At 46.7% G+C, this 18041-nt stretch carries 10 protein-coding genes and 1 tRNA gene; 7 read left to right on the plus strand and 4 right to left on the minus strand.

What is annotated here, in order from left to right:
• Nucleotides 1–874: 874 nt before the first annotated feature.
• On the plus strand, nt 875–5743 hold the full coding sequence (locus QUA03_RS11070; protein ID WP_333212019.1) for a glutamate synthase-related protein: 4869 nt from the start codon (nt 875–877) through the stop codon (nt 5741–5743).
• A gap of 303 nt (nt 5744–6046) precedes the next feature.
• On the plus strand, nt 6047–6490 hold the full coding sequence (locus QUA03_RS11075) for an endonuclease domain-containing protein (protein ID WP_333212021.1): 444 nt from the start codon (nt 6047–6049) through the stop codon (nt 6488–6490).
• A gap of 314 nt (nt 6491–6804) precedes the next feature.
• Here the strand turns inward: QUA03_RS11075 and QUA03_RS11080 are convergent, their stop codons facing one another.
• The 3 genes from QUA03_RS11080 to QUA03_RS11090 are packed head-to-tail and all read right to left on the minus strand — an operon-like array spanning nt 6805 to nt 11033.
• Complete coding sequence (locus tag QUA03_RS11080; RefSeq protein WP_333212023.1) at nt 6805–10188, minus strand: Eco57I restriction-modification methylase domain-containing protein; 3384 nt, start codon at nt 10186–10188, stop codon at nt 6805–6807.
• 54 nt (nt 10189–10242) lie between these two features.
• Entirely contained in the window at nt 10243–10830 is a 588-nt protein-coding gene (locus QUA03_RS11085) for a Uma2 family endonuclease (protein WP_333212024.1), read from the minus strand.
• A gap of 53 nt (nt 10831–10883) precedes the next feature.
• Nucleotides 10884–11033 carry a hypothetical protein gene (locus QUA03_RS11090; RefSeq protein ID WP_333212026.1) on the minus strand — a complete coding sequence of 50 codons (150 nt, stop codon included), beginning with the start codon at nt 11031–11033 and terminating at the stop codon, nt 10884–10886.
• A 201-nt stretch (nt 11034–11234) separates the two neighbouring features.
• Between QUA03_RS11090 and QUA03_RS11095 the strand changes: the two genes are divergently transcribed.
• The 3 genes from QUA03_RS11095 to gcvT all read left to right on the plus strand — a co-directional run bounded on the left by QUA03_RS11095 (nt 11235) and on the right by gcvT (nt 13008).
• The gene (locus QUA03_RS11095) at nt 11235–11438 is read left to right on the plus strand and encodes a hypothetical protein (RefSeq protein ID WP_333085722.1); all 204 of its coding nucleotides are present in this window, start codon (nt 11235–11237) and stop codon (nt 11436–11438) included.
• A 153-nt stretch (nt 11439–11591) separates the two neighbouring features.
• Nucleotides 11592–11664 (plus strand) — tRNA-Ala (locus tag QUA03_RS11100).
• Nucleotides 11665–11856: 192 nt separating this feature from the next.
• Entirely contained in the window at nt 11857–13008 is a 1152-nt protein-coding gene (gene gcvT, locus QUA03_RS11105; RefSeq protein ID WP_333212028.1) for a glycine cleavage system aminomethyltransferase GcvT, read from the plus strand.
• Nucleotides 13009–13129: 121 nt separating this feature from the next.
• Here gcvT and QUA03_RS11110 read toward each other — a convergent pair whose 3' ends face one another.
• A complete protein-coding gene (locus QUA03_RS11110; RefSeq protein WP_333212030.1) occupies nt 13130–13963 on the minus strand; it encodes an alpha/beta hydrolase in 834 nt (277 codons plus the stop codon).
• 60 nt (nt 13964–14023) lie between these two features.
• Between QUA03_RS11110 and gcvH the strand changes: the two genes are divergently transcribed.
• Nucleotides 14024–14413, plus strand: a complete 390-nt coding sequence (gene gcvH / locus QUA03_RS11115) for a glycine cleavage system protein GcvH (protein ID WP_333212032.1) — start codon at nt 14024–14026, stop codon at nt 14411–14413.
• Nucleotides 14414–14851: 438 nt separating this feature from the next.
• On the plus strand, nt 14852–17803 hold the full coding sequence (gcvP, locus tag QUA03_RS11120) for an aminomethyl-transferring glycine dehydrogenase (RefSeq protein WP_333212034.1): 2952 nt from the start codon (nt 14852–14854) through the stop codon (nt 17801–17803).
• Nucleotides 17804–18041: the final 238 nt, after the last annotated feature.

Consider the following 18041-nt stretch of genomic DNA (forward strand, 5'->3'; position numbering starts at 1 on the left):
ATGTCGCTCATGTTTCTGGGTCAAAAAAGCTTTATGATGTGATATTACCACGAACTGTTACTATTTTGGAGATGTCTATTGATGAGTGATATCCATTCCCGTTGTATCGGAATGATTAAACCGCAGAGGACGCAGAGGATACAGAGAAAGGGAAGAGAGAGATCAATAATTCCGATGCCAACGGATTTGAGATGACAAAACTTTGTGGGTAAAAAAATCTCAATTAGAGTTATGGAAAACTGTCAACCTTTTTCGGCTAGGCATCTTAGCGTGAGTTCTGGACGATCGCTGACAAGACTTGCACGCAAACTCTAAGTCTAATGGGTGAAATTTTATCAATTTTTTGATAAACTTGATGTTCGCGGCTTGAGAGTTGACTTCACAATAAGACAGGTTTCACCAGTTGTGAACCGCGCTGCTACATTGCACCTACCGACTGAGCGGGCAGGTTGCTTTTGTGTCTGCGGGCGCTGACGAAAGCAACTCAACAGCGCAGCAAGCAAAATAACGCTAAAGTTACTATCTACCTGTGTTCGCTGCAAGGCTACCCTTGCGGACTCAGGAAAAACCCACACAAAAAACTAGATCGGCTGCAATGTATCTAGTTGCAGGGCGGCGATCGCCCAAAGAATCACTGCTTTTTAACAGCAGGGTATTCTAGGAGACATCTCTGAGGCGATGCGAGCGAGATAATTTAAAATCTGCAAACAGGGTTTCAGTGCTAGGTACAGGCCGCATAGACGTAAATTTTTAATCAAATCAGCTTCCAATGTGCTGTCTTAAAGTTTACTAGGCTCCCACCGCTCGGCAGCCTTCTCTCTCCGAGCTATAAAAACGCATCAACACACAATCACGGAAATAACATTCAATCAACATGGGTAACACGATCGATCCAAACAGAAACGTGCATCAAACAGAGCGAGGAACTCCATTCGCCGGCCAAAGCTGGTTAGTGGAAGAAAGAGATGCCTGCGGTGTGGGGTTTATTGCCAACCAAAGCGGCGAAGCTACGCACTCGATTATTGAAAAAGCGCTTCCAGCTTTAACTTGTCTGGAACATCGCGGCGGTTGCAGCGCTGACTCGGATTCCGGCGACGGTGCGGGTTTGATGACCGCGATTCCTTGGGAATTGCTGGATGCTTGGTTTGCCGAACAGGGAATTGTGCCTCCGGCGCGGGAAAACTGCGGCGTGGGAATGCTGTTTCTGTCTCAAGATAAATTTCAAGCGACTATAGCGCGGCAGGTGGTTGAGCAAGTTCTGACCGATCGCGGGCTGAAACTTTTGGGATGGCGCAAAGTTCCCATTGTACCGTCGGTTTTGGGCGAGCAAGCGCTAGAAAATCAACCTCAAATCGAACAAGTAATTGTCAGTTCACCGCACTTAGCCGGAGACGAACTCGACAAACATCTATTTTTGGCGCGCCGCACGATCGGACACGCCCTGTCAAATCGCCCCAACTTCACCCGCCGAGACTTTTATACTTGCTCTTTCTCCTGCCGCACGATCGTCTATAAAGGCATGGTGCGATCGGCCGTACTGGCAGAATTTTACCCAGACCTAAAAAATCCCGCTTATAAAAGCTCCTTTGCCGTCTATCACCGGCGCTTCAGCACCAACACCATGCCCCGCTGGCACTTAGCCCAGCCGATGCGCTTGCTGGGACACAACGGCGAAATTAACACGCTGTTGGGCAATATTACCTGGATGAAGGCGCGGCAAGCGAATTTAGCTCACCCGAATTGGAGTCAAGCTGATATCGACACGTTTAACCCAATTGTCAATCCCGAAAGCAGCGATTCGGCAAACTTGGACAACGTGATGGAGTTGTTGGTGCACTCCGGCCGCACCCCCCTAGAATCCCTGACAATTTTGGTGCCAGAAGCCTACAAAAATCAGCCGGATTTGGCTCCCTATCCAGAAATTGTCGATTTTTACGAGTATTACAGCGGCATTCAAGAACCTTGGGACGGCCCGGCACTGCTGGTATTCAGCGACGGCAAACAAGTAGGTGCTACGCTCGATCGCAACGGTTTGCGGCCGGCCCGCTACTGCATTACTAAAGACGGTTTGGTAATTGTGGCCTCCGAAGCCGGAGTTGTGGATATTCCCGAAGCAGATATTGTCGAAAAAGGCCGTTTGGGGCCAGGACAAATGATTGCAGTTGACCTGCAAACCAAGGAAATTCTCAAAAATTGGCAACTCAAGCAGCGCATTGCTAAGCGGCATCCCTACGGCGAATGGCTGGAAAAACACCGCGAAACCTTGGAACCGCAGCCTTTTGCCGAAACAGCAACCCTAGACTCGCAAACGCTGTTGGCAACCCAAACTGCTTTCGGTTACACAGCCGAAGATTTGGACATGGTAATCGTCGAGATGGCGAGTTCTGGGAAAGAACCGACTTTCTGCATGGGCGACGACGCTCCCTTAGCTGTATTGTCAGAAAAGCCTCAGTTGCTGTACAACTATTTCAAACAGCGGTTCGCTCAAGTCACAAATCCGCCGATCGACCCCCTGCGCGAGGGGATGGTGATGTCGCTGACGATGAATGTGGGCCTGCGGGGCAATTTACTGCAAGCAGTGCCGGAAAATGCCAAGCGGCTGAAAATTGATTCTCCCGTACTCAACGACGCTGAACTGTCTTTCTTGAAAGATCAAAAGTCTTTCCCAGCTACGGAATTGTCAACTCTTTACAAAATTTCTGCTGGGCCTTCTGGTTTGAAAACAGCAGTCGAGCAACTTTGTCAAAAGGCGGCTGCTTCGGTGCGCGAGGGTTCGAGAATTCTGATTTTGAGCGATCGACTATCGAAGGAAGAAGGAAGAAGGAAGAAGGAAGAAGGAAGAGGGGAGAAGGAAGAGGGAGATTTATCTAGTGTTGGATTGAGTGCTGAATGTACTTATATTCCGCCATTCCTGGCAGTTGGTGCGGTTCACCACCACTTAATTAGCGTCGGCCTGCGGATGCAAACTTCGCTGGTTGTGGATACCGCGCAATGTTGGAGCACTCACCACTTCGCTTGTTTGATTGGTTACGGGGCGGTGGCTGTTTGCCCTTACTTGGCATTGGAAAGCGTGCGCGCCTGGTGGTCTGACAGCAAGACTCAAAACTTGATGCAGCACGGCAAAGTTCCCAATATTACCGTGGAACAGGCTCAAGCTAGATACCGCACAGCGGTGGAAAACGGCTTGCTGAAGATTATGTCGAAAATGGGGATTTCACTGCTGGCTAGCTATCAGGGGGCGCAAATCTTTGAGGCGATCGGCATTGGCGGTGATTTGCTCGATTTGGGTTTCAAAGGCACTGTTTCCCGCATCGGCGGTTTGAGTGTGGCGGAACTGGCTAACGAGGTAATGTCTTTCCACAGTCAGGCTTTCCCAGAATTGCACCTCAAAAAGCTGGAAAATTACGGCTTTGTGCAGTACCGCCGGGGCGGTGAATATCACATGAACAGCCCGGAAATGGCGAAGGCTTTGCACAAGGCTGTGACTACTTTTAACGAAGGAAGAAGGAAGAAGGAAGAAGGAAGTTCGGCAACGGATTCTGTAACGGATGTAACGGATGTAACGGATGTAACGGATGTTAGGAAGAAGGAAGAAGGAAGCAACGGTAACGGCAATGGGGCCGAACCAAAAATGACACCAATTGGTGACAAAAATGGTGAAAGTGCTTACGATCACTACGAGGTTTACAAGAAACTGCTCGAAAATCGCCCGGTAACGGCTTTGCGGGATTTGCTGGATTTTGTGAGCGATCGCCCTTCCATTGCCATTGAAGACGTAGAATCTGTAGCAGATATTGTCAAGCGCTTCGCCACCGGCGGTATGTCCCTCGGCGCTTTGTCCCCGGAAGCCCACGAAACGCTAGCGATTGCGATGAACCGCATCGGCGGCAAATCCAACTCCGGCGAAGGTGGCGAAGACCCGGTGCGCTACAAAGTGCTAAACGATGTGAGTGCGGCTGGTTTCTCACAAACGCTACCTCACTTGAAAGGTTTGCAGAACGGCGATACAGCTTCTTCATCCATCAAACAGGTAGCTTCCGGGCGTTTCGGGGTGACTCCTGAGTACCTGATGAACGCCCAACAAATCGAAATTAAAATCGCACAAGGTGCAAAACCGGGTGAAGGCGGTCAATTGCCGGGGCCGAAAGTGAGTGAGTACATTGCTTATTTGCGCCGATCGAAACCGGGTGTCACGCTGATTTCGCCTCCTCCTCACCACGATATTTATTCGATCGAGGATTTGGCCCAGTTGATTTTTGACTTGCACCAAATCAATCCGAAAGCAGGAGTTTCGGTGAAGTTGGTGTCGGAAGTCGGCATCGGGACTGTAGCTGCGGGTGTCGCCAAGGCAAATGCTGATGTGATTCAAATTTCCGGTCACGACGGCGGCACCGGTGCTTCACCACTGAGTTCGATTAAGCACGCAGGTTCTCCGTGGGAACTCGGATTGACAGAAGTTCACCGGGTGCTAATGGAAAATAAATTGCGCGATCGAGTTTTGCTGCGCGTTGACGGTGGCTTTAAAAGCGGCTGGGACGTGATTGTAGGCGCTTTAATGGGCGGCGAAGAGTACGGTTTCGGCACGGTGGCAATGATTGCAGAAGGCTGCATTATGGCTCGCGTTTGCCACATGAATAGTTGTCCGGTGGGGGTGACAACTCAACAAGAACACTTGCGGAAACGGTTCCCCGGAACACCGGAACACGTTGTTAATTTCTTCTATTTCGTAGCACAAGAAGTGCGGAGTTTGCTGGCGAAATTGGGTTATAAGTCGATCGCAGATATCATCGGCCGGGCGGATTTGCTGACAATGCGCGAGGGGGTGAAACTAACTAAAACCCAAGCGATTAATTTGGATTGTTTGACCAAGTTACCTGATACTAAGAGCGATCGATCTTTCTTGATCCACGGCGACGTACACACTAACGGGCCTGTGTTAGACGATGATTTGCTCGCGGATGCTGAGATTCAAAGTGCGATCGCCAATCACGGCACTGTTAGCAAGAGTGTAAAATTGGTGAATACCGATCGCACTGTAGGCGCACGTTTGGCAGGTGCGATCGCACAGCAACACGGTAACACTGGTTTTAGCGGTCAAATCACCCTCAACTTCACTGGTAGCGCGGGCCAAAGCTTCGGCGCGTTCAATTTGCCGGGGATGACGCTGGTACTGTCAGGCCAAGCCAACGACTACGTTGGTAAAGGGATGCACGGTGGCGAAATCGCGATCGCACCGCCGGCTGGTGCGACTTATGATGCTTCCGAAAATGCGATCGTCGGTAACACTTGTTTGTATGGTGCGACGGGGGGAACTCTGTTGGCTGCGGGCAAAGCTGGCGAACGGTTTGCGGTGCGTAACTCGATGGCGAAAGCAGTCATTGAAGGTGCGGGCGATCACTGCTGCGAGTACATGACTGGTGGCGCGATCGTCGTGTTAGGAAAAGTCGGCCGCAACGTCGGCGCTGGAATGACTGGCGGCTTGGCTTATTTCCTCGATGAAGATGGCAGTTTCCCGGCTCACGTCAACGGGGAGATTGTGAAGATGCAGCGCGTTTGTACGGCGGCTGGGGAGGCGCAATTGAAGGAGTTGATTGAGGCTCAGTGCGATCGAACCGGCAGCAAGAAAGCTGAGAATATTTTAGCAAATTGGTCGGAATATTTGCCTAAGTTCTGGCAAGTTGTGCCGCCAAGCGAAGCGAATTCGCCGGAGGCTTCGGAACAAAAGATTGCTGTGGAAGCTTAATTTTCCAGTTGATTAAATAGAAGAGGGGCGACGCGAGTTGCCCCTTTTTTTCATCTACCGGACTTACACGGATAGTTCACAAAACCTCAAAAAACCCTCTTGCTCCTCCTTAGCAACGGGGGTAAAAAAAGCCAAGCAAGAACGAAAAACCCTCTTGCTCCCCCCCTTAGCAAGGGGGGGCTGGGGGGGGGGGTAAGAAAAGCCAAGCAAGAACGAAAAACCCTCTTGCTCCCCCCCTTAGCAAGGGGGGGCTGGGGGGGGTAAAAAAAGCCAAGCAAGCAACGAAAAGACCCCAATAAAAAAATGACAAAACTTTACAACAAAACCTCAGAAAAACTCAAGCGACAGCGGCTTCGCAGAGAAATGACAAAAGCTGAAAAACGTCTCTGGGACAAAATCAAAAACAGACAGCTTGAGAATTGTAAATTTCGCAGACAGTACAGCGTAGCAGAATTTGTGATTGATTTCTACTCACCGGAAATCAAGTTAGCACTAGAAGTTGACGGTGATAGTCATTTTCAAGAAGGTGCTGTAGAATATGATGCGGAAAGGCAAGAATTTATTGAATCAGCAAGAATTAATTTTTTGAGGTTTACAAATGATAATGTTTATCATAATTTGGATGGGGTTCTAGATGTGATTGTAGATGGGATTAAATCGCTGAGAACATTAGGTGTTTTACCCCCCCCCAGCCCCCCCTTACTAAGGGGGGGAGAAAGATGGGATAACAGGGGATTAAATCGCTGAGAGCATTAGGTGTTTTACCCCCTTGCTAAGGGGGAGAGCAAGAGGGTTTTTTCGTTGTTGCTTGGCTTTTTAACCCCCCCCAGCCCCCCCTTGCTAAGGGGGGGAGCAAGATGGGATAACAGGGGATTAAATCGCTGAGAGCATTAGGTGTTTTACCCCCCTTGCTAAGGGGGGAGCAAGATGACAGGAGATTAAAAATTACCTCAAAGGTCAAGAATTAACCTTTAAATCCCGCACAAATTGCATAATTGGTCGGCGGCAAAAATTGTTATCCCAACATTCCAGACGAAGACAAACACGGCTCTAATATTAGATCAAATCTGTCGGGTGATCGGCATTCGCGGAGGTGCTGTTTTCCACATCAAATCTATTTCTTCCGGTGTCAATCCGTAAGCTTGATTAACTAAGTCGGATAAACGGTGTTCGAGTCTCAACGCCTCAGCTTTGCGAGATTGAATGGCCGGTGCATATTCATTATAAGTTTCGCGGACTGCTTTTAGTCCAGCAACGCCGAGAGGATCGGAGGATTTAGTTTTCGGCATCCGCTTTCTGATTTCTGCTACAAACTCTGCCAAAGAAAGCGCAGAAAAATCTTCGAGTTTTTGTCCTAGTTTATCAATTAAATAAGTGATTTCCAGCCAGTGCAAGACATCTCGGTGAGTTTCTTGATTAGTTTTGGCGATTTCAATTAAACGGCTGACAATTGGTTCTACTTCGGCACGAATTAAGTCAGTTGGTGGTGCGATGGGTAAAGCTTCTACCTGTTCTCTAAACATTCGCAGTGTGCCATTGATTCCTTTTTGCAAAGTGTGGTGACAAATCCACCAAGTTATTGGCGAACACAGCCACCCAAGCATATAAAAATTTCCTGTTGGCCATAGATAGCAAGTATTCACTGGGTATATCTCTTGATCGACGAAGCAAAACCAAGAATAAGTAGCCAAATCTTGAGTGATAATTTTTGGTTCTTGAAAAACGTTATAGTAGGCACACGATCGCAGTTCCCACCAGTAACGCCCTTGGTCGGAACGCTTAGACAGTTTTTCTTGCATCGGCTTCATATACTTATATACCGATGGAAATGTTTGTGAAAATACTTCCTCTGCTTTATCGTTTGCGGTACTCCACGGCCATACACTATCGCTGCTAGACTTCAGCAGAATAATCCAAAGATTTTCCCACTCTGGACTCCAGCGTTTAATGTTCTGACCTCGCAATAATGGCTTGATGATTTCAGCGGATTTAGGGTCTGCTTGCACTAGACTGTTTTTAGTAGCTTCATCAATTAAAAAAGCTTCATTCAATCCTGTTAAAATACCTCGATAAGGCTTAACCCCTGCAAAATCTTTAAGCGGAACACCCACTCGTTGAATTTTTTGCATCAAATCATCAACAGCAGGAGGTTCCAAACTCCAAGCATTCGCAGTAAAACGATCTCGCGAAATTTGATAGCCGTGTTGTTGAACGTATTGTGTAAGGTTGATATTAGCAAGTTCCTCGCGCGGAACCGGACAAACAATCACAGACGAATTAGGTTCAAATTTACCTTGCTCACTCTCGCTTTCAGTTTCAGAGATACATAGAGAAGCGTTAGGTTTTCTAATTGCGACAATACAGGGAAAAGTATCAGCATCCTCAAAAATTGGCGCGTGTCCGAAATCAATAATTTGCTCTAGTAAACCTTGACTGGCAAAGAACTTGCGTAGAGGTTCGCCGTATCCCGACCGCAGCCATTTATTTGTGACAATATACGAAAGCACTCCCCCCGGTTTGAGAATCTTTAATCCGAGTTCATAAAAGTAAGTATAAAGGTCTGCTACGCCGTTATATGATTCATAATTTGCTTGCAAGTATGGTTTAATTGGAGACAGCAACTCCTGCCGCACGTAAGGTGGATTGCCAATGACAACATCAAAACCGCCATCAGCAAAAATCTGGGAAAATTCAGCTTGCCAATCAAACGCTGTATCTGCTACATTACTGTCAGCGACGATCGAGTTTCCCGCTTTAATATTATCATCCAAATACGTCAGGGTTTTACCAGGTTCGGCCGTCTTCAACCACAGAGAAAGTTTAGTGATTTCCGCCGATTCCGGCAGCAAATCTACGCCGTACAGGTTGTTACTTAAAATGCTTCGGTCAAATTCCAGCGAGTTGCCGTCTTTTGGCTGACATCCCAAAGCATTCAATTCGCGATCGACTCTTTCGTACTGCTGCATCAAATAATCAAAAGCCGCAATCAAAAAAGCTCCCGAACCGCACGCCGGATCGATAACGCGCGTTTTTTGCAGCACCTCGTCTCGATATGCTTTCCAAAACTTAATTGCAGTTTTCTTTGCCGGCTGCACCGACACTTCAGCAACTTCGCCCATTAGGAAGAAATCGCGCAATTCTTGCTCTCGCCGCTGCAAATAGCCACCGAGAGAAACCTCGACAATATACTGAGTAATAAAAGCTGGCGTGTAAAACACACCTTGAGTTTTCCGCTTGCCTTTTTTCTGATTGTATTCCTGTCCGGTAGTTTCAGCATTTAATTCTTCCAAATCTGTAACAGACTGCTCGAAAATATGCCCCAAAATATCAACAGAAACTTCGGTATCAAAATCAAATATGGTCAGCTTATTAAGCAGACTGCATAAAGGATTTGGCACAGTCAATTGTACGTCTAAAACCGGGTCGAACTTAAATAAACCGCCGTTGTATCCGGGTACAGGAGGGTCATCATTTCCCACATCAACCCAGCGAAATACAGATTGATAATTTTCCCAAATTAATCTAGGATTGTATTGGTCTTTGTGGTTGTGAGCGTTGCTGAGGGTGTTTCGCGGCAGCAACCCTTTATCTTCACAAAAAGCAATGAATAAAACGCGGTCTAAAGTTTTTTGAGCTTTTTCGATGAGTACGCGATCGCGGTTGGGGATATCCTGCGGCGCAGTAAAGCGAAAATGTTTGACGAGAGCGAGTCGAATTGCTTTGTACTCTTGATATAATTTATTGGTAATTTCCTCTTGAGCTTCGTCAGAGTCTTTTAACAGTCTGTCAATAACAGAACCTGTTTGATCTTGGTTTTTAGGCAAAAAATTGCGGCGACACAGCAGAAAGTAAAACCGCTTAAAAGCTGCAATATCTGCCAAGTCAGTCAGAAAAAATTGTTCGTAATAAGCGGGAGTTTTATTGGTATGATAAAGTCGCAACTCTCGATAATTCGAGACAATAATCCAGCGACAATCGGGTGTATAATTAGCGTAGCGCCAACCTTGGTCAACTGCTGATTCCGATCGCCCGGATGCGGGACGGTCTAAATCATTTTTCGCTCCCTTGAGTTCGATCGGAGCAATCACTTTACCTTGCAGGGACACCGCTTTGCCTTTAGGATTGTCAGCAGCAGTAAAAAAGCCGATCGCCCCGTCAGCAGAACCGCCGCCATCAGATATCGTTTGTTCCGCGTTAATTTCCCAAGCTTTCCCCGCACCTTGAATTACCGAGCAATATCCCAAAATATCCTGAAAAATATCATTAATAAAACTGCCGTGCAGCGAAACTTCTTTAACTTCGTCTAACGTACCCGTTTTAAGTGCAGCAATCCACCTTCCCAATTTTTGGCGGCGCTGTTCCATATCTTGCGGAAAGCTAAAAGCACGCAAAGCAGTGTTGAGTGTTTTGCTGTGAAAAAGGGCGCGAGTAGAGCGATTTGTCATAAAGTTGAAAAGGCGATCGATTTAATTTTACAGCAAAAAAGCGGTTGTGAAATCCTAACTAGCGCCAGTCGTTTCAAATCTAATCCCTTCATAAATTTCGCCCAATTGAATTTGAAACGGCAGCGAAGACAAAGCCAGCACTGCATCTGCCGATTCGTATTCACTTAAAAGCCACTTATTTTCCGAAGTCTTGACAAACTGCTCGACATAAAATTTATACTGATCGATTAAAATATATTCTCGAAACTCAGGAATCGAGCGATAATAATCAAACTTATCCCCTTGATCGTAATTTTTCGTACTTTTTGACAAAACTTCAACAATCATCAAAGGATTAATTATTGTATCTGTGCGATCGTCTAAAAGCACTGGTTCGCCTTGAACAACCATCACATCTGGATAAGTATAGAGATGATAGCGCGGTATCGACAACCGTAAGTCACCGATAAAAGCCTTATAGTTTTGCCCCCGGAGCGCAAATTTTAAATGAGCATAAAAATTGCCCGCAATATCATTATGATTTGGAGTACCACCAGTCATAGGAACTATCTCGCCATCAATATATTCACTTTTAGACTCGGCCACTTCCTCTAGTGCCAAATATTCCTCTGGCGAGTAGAGTTTTTGAGTTTGGGTTAACATAGTTTATATCCTCAACAGCCGTTCATTTTATTTTAATTAAAAGTACACCTATTTTACCAAATTTGAATCGGGTCAGGGTGCGATCGCACTGCTATCAAATCAGTTATAGTCCAAGGTCGATCCTCTTCGTTGGCGTAGCCCCCGTAGGGGCGGGCTTCGCTAACGCACCCTACCCCCTCAAAAAAGCGTGAGCGTTCGCTCAAGAGTCAAAAGCGCCACATCTAAAGCTGAGCTAGCTCTCATTTACTTTGCATATTGTAATTATTAAGAAAAGCTATCATTTTTTCTCAGTAGCTTTCCGCTGCTCCCTTCGGGTTTTACAGCAAAAGTTAAATACAGGTGAGCCGATCTGCACGAAGTGAAAAGTTTTGTTACAATAGGTAAGCTGTTACAAATCGTAACTTATGCTGGTTCCTATTTTAATAATTGACGTTGCCCTCGTTGCCTGGTCTTTGCACTTAATGCAAGAGGCGATCGCGCAACGGGAATTTTCACTAATGCTAGCCGGCACCCTAGTTGCGGTCTCAGCCGCCGCTCTGCTAGTCGTCTACTTTCTCATGGGCTCTTGTTTGAGCCATTTAACCGAAATATCCCAACACACTTACTAGATCATAGTAGGCGATTGACCATTGTCCAGAAGCGAGGAGAGTTTTGTGAAAAAAAAGCCGAAAGCCTTGCCAGCCGAAGGCTCAAAACTAATTTCCCCAAAAAGCTTGACAAATATTGGTCAGTTAAGGCATGATTGAGAGCGCGAAAAGAAAGGGGAATTAGCTCAGTTGGTAGAGCACTACAATGGCATTGTAGGGGTCAGCGGTTCGAGCCCGCTATTCTCCATAAATTAAAATTAGGGATACATCACTGCTATGTCCTAATTTGTACCGAAACAGTACCACCGCGTGCTTAAATTCGATCGCGACTTGTACCGAAACACCATAGCCGTGTCCTTAAATTCGATCGTGCTACACACCCTGAAAAGCAATTTTCCCGTAAAATCAAAACAGTCTACCCGCAACCAAAGCGCTACCTGTGGCAAAGTCAACTGAACCCAACAATCCAGAGAGTCCGAGCCAACTTGCCCGCACGCCTCTGTACGACCTATCATTAGAACTCAAAGCTCGGATGGTGCCCTTTTCCGGGTGGGAGATGGCAGTACAGTACGCAGGCATCAGCAGCGAACACCAAGCAGTACGCCAGCAAGCAGGAATGTTCGACATTTCCCACATGGGAAAATTTGGTTTGAGAGGGAAACAATTAATAGAAAAATTTCAACCCTTAGTACCCTCAGACTTGAGCCGTTTGCAACCCGGTCAAGCTCAATATACAGTTTTGCTAAATGCCCAAAGCTGCATCTTAGACGACATTATTTTCTACTGCCAAGAACCCGACCCTATCACTAGCGAAGAACGTGCAGTAATCATTGTCAACGCCGCCACTCGCATCGCAGACAAAGCATGGATTACCACTCACTTAGAATTGAGCGAACTCACTTTTACAGACATCTCCGAAGATAAAGTTTTAATCGCAATTCAAGGGCCGGAATCTCTCAACTATCTCCAGCCTTTTGTAGAAGACAACCTCGCACCAATTAAGGCATTCGGTCACTTAGAAACAAATCTGTTGGAACAGCCGAGTTTTATCGCCAGAACAGGTTACACCGGCGAAGATGGGTTTGAAATCATGGTGGATACCGAAGTAGGAAAAGAACTGTGGAAAAAATTGTTAACTGCTGGCGTTGTTCCCTGCGGTTTGGGTGCGAGAGATACCTTGCGTTTAGAAGCAGCAATGGCTCTTTACGGTCAAGATATCGACGACAATATCACGCCTTTAGAGGCTGGATTGGGTTGGGTAGTTCACCTCGACACCAAAGGTGATTTTATTGGTCGTGAGGTGTTGGAACAGCAGAAAGCGAGTGGAGTATCGAAACGGTTGGTAGGGTTAGAAATGCAGGGGCGGCACATTGCACGCCACGGCTATCCGGTAATATTTGAAGGCGAAACAGTAGGAGAAGTTACTAGCGGTACATTATCGCCTACTTTGAATCGTGCGGTAGCCCTCGCGGTTGTTCCGGCAACATTAGCGAAAATCGGTCAGCAATTAGAGGTCGAAATTCGCGGTAAAAACTATCCGGCTAGTGTGGTGAAAAAACCATTTTATCGATCGCCAAACCGACCTAATTAAATTAAGTAGGTGAGCATTAATGCAGGGGCGGGCTAGAAGCCCAACCCCTACTCCCCACAATAAAGTATAAGTGTATGTGTTTTTGTGGAACGGGCTTCTAGCCCGTTGCTCATAATTATGGTCAAGAAGACTCATCTACTAGCTTAGCAAATTGTCGCAAAGTTGCAGCATAGCGATCGCCCGCCACATCCATCAAATCATTATGACCGGCCCCATCAACCCAAAAATTTAATTTCGGCTGCTTCGCCGCTGCAAACAACTTCTCTCCATGCCAAAAATGCACCACCTCATCAGCTTTACCATGAATCACCAAAACAGGCGATCGAACTTTGCCAATCTTATCAATATTCACAAACTTGTCAAAGGGTAAAAGCGGAATCCGCGTCAACACCCGAAAAGCCGAAACAAAGGAACTTTCAACCACCAAACCGCCGACTTTCTGCCGGGAAGCCAAATCAATTGCCGGCCCACCCCCCACAGAACGCCCGTAAAGAATAATTTGCTTGGCAGGTATTCCCAAATGTTGGGTTAAATAATTGTAAACTGCATCAATATCACGATAAGTATTATCCTCAGAAGGATTTCCCTGACTCGTGCCGTAACCTTGATAATCATAGGCAAACACAGCAAACCCGTTATCTCGAATCTCTCTGAGTAGCCACAAAATCCCGCCCAAGTCTTCCGCATTCCCGTGACTGTAAAGTATGGTATATTTAGCTTGCGGGTTAGTAAAATGAACAGCAGAAATTTTCACGCCATTAGCTGAGCTAACTTTGATAACTTCCGTGCTATCACTCTGACTAGATGGGGGAGGTTGAAAAATTAACCGTTCTGAAAAAAAGAAACCGTAAAAACATAGAAATGCGTAAATAAAAATTATAGAGCGCATCAGTCGTTTGACAGAAAATTCTCCAAAAAGCAAGCGTTTAATATTTTTTTTGTTCCACTTAGTCATCAATAAATGCCCATAGTTCACTAAGATTTACTTGATACTTTGTTTATTGTGAGAAAAGATATGGCACTAAAATACCCCGATGACTTGAAATACCTAGACACCCACGAATACATCCGACTCGAAGGCGAAATTGCCACCATCGGCATTAGTGCTTTTGCAGTTGACCAACTCGGCGATATCGTGTTTCTAGATTTGCCCGAAGTCGGTGCAGGGTTGGAAAAAGGCGAAGCTTTCGGTACAGTCGAGTCAGTGAAAGCGGTTGAAGACTTGAAAGCACCAGTTACCGGTACAGTTGTAGAACGCAATGATGAAATTATAGAGTCTCCCGAAAATTTGGCGGAAGACCCCTATGGCGCTGGGTGGCTGCTGAAAGTGCGCGTTGACAATCCCAGCGAAGCAGACGACGCTTTCTCGGCCCCGGATTATCGCAAAATGGTCGAAGGGGAATAGGGCATAGGGCATGGGGCATAGGGCATGGGGCATAGGGCTTGTTGATAATTCCACAATCCGCCAGGGGTTGAAACCCACGGGGCTTTTAGCACAAGTCGTCTTTAGACGACTGATACCAAATCCGGCTTAAATACCCCCTTTATCTCGCTTGTCCGCTAAGGCAGACTTCGTTTGACTCTCGACAGCGGTTTCAACCATCGACCTTAATCTACAGTCGTCTTCAGACGACTTTAGCTATGAGACAGGGGTTGAAACCCCTGTCGGACTTTGATACACGCAAAAAATCTTGCTTAGTCGGCGACCGACGACTTTAGCTATGAGAGAGGGGTTTCAACCCCTGTCGGACTCTCGGACTTTGATACACGCAGAAAATCTTCCTTGTTTTCTTAGCAAAATGTTACAAACAAAGAAGCAAAAGTCAATTCAGGAGAATCCGCCTTGGTACTCTACAGCCCTCAACTTGAACCCAGTCAGCAGCAAAACCTTTCCCCCATAAATGGTTTTGCGGGCCGGCACATTGGCCCGACACCCAACGAAATCCAGCAAATGCTCAATGTTTTGGGCATTTCCAGCCTCGATGAGTTGATTGACAAAACGGTTCCAGCGGCGATTCGCATTTCTCAACCCTTACAACTTCCCGCAGCGCAAAGCGAGTACAGCGCTTTGGCAGAATTGAAAGAAATTGCTGCAAAAAATCAGGTATTTCGATCGTACATCGGCACAGGATATCACGATTGCATAACTCCCCCCGTCATTCAGCGGAATATCCTAGAAAATCCCGGCTGGTATACAGCTTACACACCCTACCAAGCCGAAATTGCTCAAGGGCGATTGGAAGCTTTACTGAACTTCCAAACCATGATAATTGACCTCACGGGTTTGGAAATTGCCAACGCTTCTTTGCTGGATGAAGGGACTGCGGCGGCGGAAGCGATGGCGGTAAGTTACGGCGCGAGTAAAAATAAGGCAAAAGCGTTTTTTGTTTCCCAAGATTGCCACCCTCAAACTGTGGAAGTGGTGCAAACTCGCGCTAAGCCGCTGGGAATTGAGGTAATTGTCGGCGACCATCAAAGCTTTGAGTTCGATCGTACAATTTTCGGCGCTCTCCTGCAATACCCCGCCACAGACGGCGCAATTTACGACTATACCGATTTTATTCGATCGGCACACGAAGTCGGCGCATTAGTCACAGTCGCCGCCGACATTTTGAGCCTTTGCTTGCTCACACCCCCCGGCGAATTCGGCGCGGATATAGCCGTAGGAAGCACTCAGCGCTTCGGAGTGCCGATGGGATTCGGAGGGCCCCACGCAGCCTATTTCGCCACTCGAGAAGAGTTTAAACGCCAAGTTCCGGGGAGAATCGTCGGCGTTTCTAAAGATGCCAACGGCAAATCTGCTTTACGTTTGGCATTGCAAACTCGCGAACAGCACATCCGCCGCGAAAAAGCTACTAGCAATATTTGTACTGCTCAAGTTTTGCTGGCAGTGATGGCGAGTATGTATGCTGTTTATCATGGCCCGTCTGGACTCAAAGACATTGCTGAGAAAGTATGGAGTTTAACAGCACTTTTGGCATCTGGTTTAAGAAGTTTCGGATACAAAATTGGTTCTCAACCTTTCTTCGATACTTTGCGGGTAGAATTGGGAGACAAACCGCTGTCAGAACTTCTAGAAGCTACTAAAGTTCGCAAAATTAATCTCCGAGTTTTCGATGATTCGACAGTGGGAATCACTTTAGATGAAACTGTCAGCGTTGAAGATGTGCAAGAGTTATGGGAAATTTTTGCACAGAATAAAGATTATATCAGGGCAGACGGGCAGAATGCTCTCAACATTCCGCTGGATGCCGACGCATTGAGTTCCTATTTGACATTACCAGATTTTTGCGATCGCACCAGCAGCTATCTCGCCCATCCAGTTTTCAACAGCTACCATTCGGAAACTGAACTTTTGCGCTATTTGCACCGTTTAGAAGCCAAGGATTTATCGCTAAATACATCGATGATTCCCTTGGGCTCTTGCACCATGAAATTGAATGCAACAGCAGAGATGATGCCGGTGACTTGGGCGGAATTTGGCAAGATACATCCCTTTGCACCCCCCGATCAAACTCGCGGGTATCAAATGATGTTCGTGCAACTAGAACAGTGGCTGGCAGAAATCACCGGTTTTGCGGGAATTTCTTTGCAGCCAAACGCCGGTTCCCAAGGCGAATACGCGGGTTTGTTAGTTATTCGCCAATACCACGAACACCGAGGTGAATCTCACCGAAATATCTGTTTGATTCCCCAGTCAGCCCACGGTACAAATCCGGCTAGCGCGGTGATGGCGGGGATGAAAGTAGTTGCTGTCGAGTGCGATTCCCAGGGCAATATTGATGTCGCAGATTTACATAAAAAAGCCGAGAAGCACAAAAATGAACTGGCGGCGTTGATGGTGACATATCCATCTACGCACGGCGTTTTTGAGGAAGAAATTAAAGAGATTTGCGAGATTGTCCACAACTGCGGCGGACAAGTTTATATGGACGGCGCAAATATGAATGCTCAAGTTGGTTTGTGCCGCCCCGGTGATTTTGGTGCTGATGTTTGTCACTTGAATTTGCACAAAACTTTCTGTATTCCCCACGGCGGCGGCGGGCCGGGAATGGGGCCGATTGGGGTAATGTCTCATTTAGTAGAATTTTTGCCCAGTCATTCTATTCTTAACAGTCAACCGTCAACAGTCAACAGTCAACAAATATCAGTTGGTGCTGTTTCCGCCGCGCCTTGGGGAAGTGCTAGCATTTTGCCTATTTCTTGGATGTACATTCGGATGATGGGAGGAGTGGGTTTAACTGAGGCAACAAAAGTAGCAATTCTTAATGCTAATTACATGGCAAAACGCTTAGAATCTTATTATCCGGTTTTGTACAAAGGGAAAGCCGGTTTGGTGGCGCATGAATGTATTCTAGATTTGCGATTACTCAAAAAATCTGCGGCTATTGAAGTCGAAGATATTGCTAAACGGTTGATGGATTACGGCTATCACGCGCCGACAGTTTCTTGGCCGGTTGCTGGTACGGTAATGGTGGAACCTACCGAAAGCGAATCGAAGCAGGAATTAGACCGTTTTTGCGATGCGATGATTGCTATTCGAGCTGAAATTGCGGAGATTGAAAACGGTAATGTTGATGCGGAAAATAACGTCTTGAAAAATGCGCCGCACACTGCAGAATCTCTGATGGTTGATGAGTGGAATCGTCCTTATACTCGCGCGCAAGCGGCTTATCCGGCACCTTGGACTCGCGAATATAAGTTTTGGCCGGCAGTGGGCCGGATAGATAATGCGTTTGGCGATCGCAATTTTGTCTGTTCTTGTTTGCCAATGGAGGCTTACAGTCAAGGTTAAATAAGTCTCTCCGGGTACACAATGGGAATCTTACACACACACTATTGTGAGGAGTAGGGGTTGGGCTTCTAGCCCGCCCCAAAAGTTATATCAATTCCGGTTACACTCATACATGATGGGGAGTGGGGAGTGGGGGAATGTAGAATTATTGACCTTGACTTTATCATTCCCATCCAACCGGAAACGATATTAAATTTAAATGTAGAACGGCTGATTAATCTCGATAAATTGCCCGCAA

This window comes from Microcoleus sp. S36b_A4, from assembly GCF_036700645.1.
GTDB lineage: Bacteria > Cyanobacteriota > Cyanobacteriia > Cyanobacteriales > Microcoleaceae > Microcoleus.

Excerpts from the sequence above, each read along its gene's own strand:
- QUA03_RS11070 (WP_333212019.1), top strand. The coding sequence starts at position 875 with ATGGGTAACACGATCGATCCAAACAGAAACGTGCATCAAACAGAGCGA.
- QUA03_RS11075 (WP_333212021.1), top strand. The coding sequence starts at position 6,047 with ATGACAAAACTTTACAACAAAACCTCAGAAAAACTCAAGCGACAGCGG.
- QUA03_RS11080 (WP_333212023.1), bottom strand. The coding sequence starts at position 10,188 with ATGACAAATCGCTCTACTCGCGCCCTTTTTCACAGCAAAACACTCAAC.
- QUA03_RS11085 (WP_333212024.1), bottom strand. The coding sequence starts at position 10,830 with ATGTTAACCCAAACTCAAAAACTCTACTCGCCAGAGGAATATTTGGCA.
- QUA03_RS11095 (WP_333085722.1), top strand. The coding sequence starts at position 11,235 with ATGCTGGTTCCTATTTTAATAATTGACGTTGCCCTCGTTGCCTGGTCT.
- QUA03_RS11110 (WP_333212030.1), bottom strand. The coding sequence starts at position 13,963 with ATGACTAAGTGGAACAAAAAAAATATTAAACGCTTGCTTTTTGGAGAA.
- gcvH (WP_333212032.1), top strand. The coding sequence starts at position 14,024 with ATGGCACTAAAATACCCCGATGACTTGAAATACCTAGACACCCACGAA.